This window comes from Streptomyces sp. W16, assembly GCF_033194735.1.
GTDB lineage: Bacteria > Actinomycetota > Actinomycetes > Streptomycetales > Streptomycetaceae > Streptomyces.
In genome coordinates, this window is the sequence record NZ_JAWOAI010001067.1 from 1 (window position 1) to 1443 (window position 1443).

The 1443-nt window shown below is 72.6% G+C and carries 2 protein-coding genes; both read right to left on the reverse strand.

The window, feature by feature from the left end; all coding sequences use genetic code 11:
* On the reverse strand, positions 1-180 hold a 180-nt coding region (locus R6V09_RS53120; RefSeq protein WP_317888553.1), incomplete at its 3' end, for a hypothetical protein.
* A 229-nt stretch (positions 181-409) separates the two neighbouring features.
* Positions 410-1443: class I SAM-dependent methyltransferase (locus tag R6V09_RS53125; RefSeq protein WP_317888554.1), on the reverse strand; the 1034-nt coding region annotated here is incomplete at its 5' end.

The following is a 1443-nucleotide window of genomic DNA, read 5'->3' on the forward strand; positions in this document are numbered from 1 at the left end:
CTCGCTCGCGTCCCTCGGGACGTCCGGCAGCGAGATCTCCTTGATGGCGACCTCGCAGGCCAACTCCTCGTCGTACGCGAGCCATACGCGGCCCATGCCGCCGGCGCCCAGCGTGCGCAGCAGCCGATAGCGCCCGTTGACGATCCTGCCTTCACCCTGCTCCGGCGTATCCCCGGCCATCACGCCTCCCCCGAGACGGCGCGCCTCCCCCGAGGACGCGTGGAACCTGTCTCCGAAGGTAGCCTCGCACCCGCCACTGACAAGAGGGCCTTTCCGTACCAATCCGACCGATCCCGCCGGGCGGGGGCACAGGTGGCTCAGTGGTACGGGCAGGCCTCAGGCGTGACAGGTGCGGGGGCGGCGCGGGGCAGGGCAGCGGCGACCCGTGGCGGTCGGCCGCCGTGGGCTGTCAGTCGACGGGCTCCAGGAACCCCTGTTCCACCAGCAGCCGGATCTGCGCCGGTGTCCGGTCGCGGAGCAGCACCGGGTCCTCGCCCACGAGTTGGGCGATCGCGTCCAGGATGCGGCCCGCGCTCAGGCTGCCGTCGCAGACGCCGGCGAAGCCCGCGCCGACCGTGTCGACCTTGGTCGCCCGGCGCATGCCGCGGTGCTGGCGCAACACGACGTGCTCGGGGTCCTCGGCACCGGGCAGGCCCACCTGTTCCTGGATGATCTCGGGGGCGAGTCTGAAGTGGGCGGCGAGCAGGGCCGCGTCGTCGTGGGCGCGCAGATAGTCGACGCGGTCGAAGTGCAGGCGCACGGTGTCGCCGAGCGGCTGCTCGACCGGGTGCGGCCACTCCTCGACGGTGATCGAGGGTGCGTCAGATCCCGTCCTGCGCAGCGTGATCCAGCCGAAGCCCACCGCCTTGACCTTGCGCGCCTCGAACTCGTCGAGCCACGCGTCGTAGAGCGCCTCGTAGGCGGCCGGGTCACCCCGGTGGTCGCCGGCGTCCCTGAGCCACAACTCGGCGTACTGCGTGGCGTCCTGGACCTCGCGCTGCACGATCCAGGCATCGCACCCGCGCGGCACCCATGACCTGAGCCGGTCCTGCCAGTCCTCCCCCTCCACGTGCTGCCAGTTGGCGAGGAACTGCGCGAATCCGCCCTCGCGCAGTCGATCGCCCGCCTGCTGAACGAGCGACCGGCACAGATCGTCCCCGCCCATCCCGCCGTCGCGGTAGGTGAGCCGGGCGCCGGGCGAGATCACGAAGGGCGGGTTCGACACGATCAGGTCGTACGTCTCGTCGTCGCGGACCGGCTCGAAGAGGGAGCCCTCGCGCAGGTCGGCCGCCGGCGCGCCGGAGAGCGCCAGGGTGAGCGCGGTGATGTGCAGGGCGCGCGGGTTGACGTCGGTGGCCGTCACGCGCGTGGCGTGCTGTGCCGCGTGCAGCGCCTGGATGCCGGAACCGGTGCCGAGGTCGAGCGCGGCGGCCACCGGCGTCC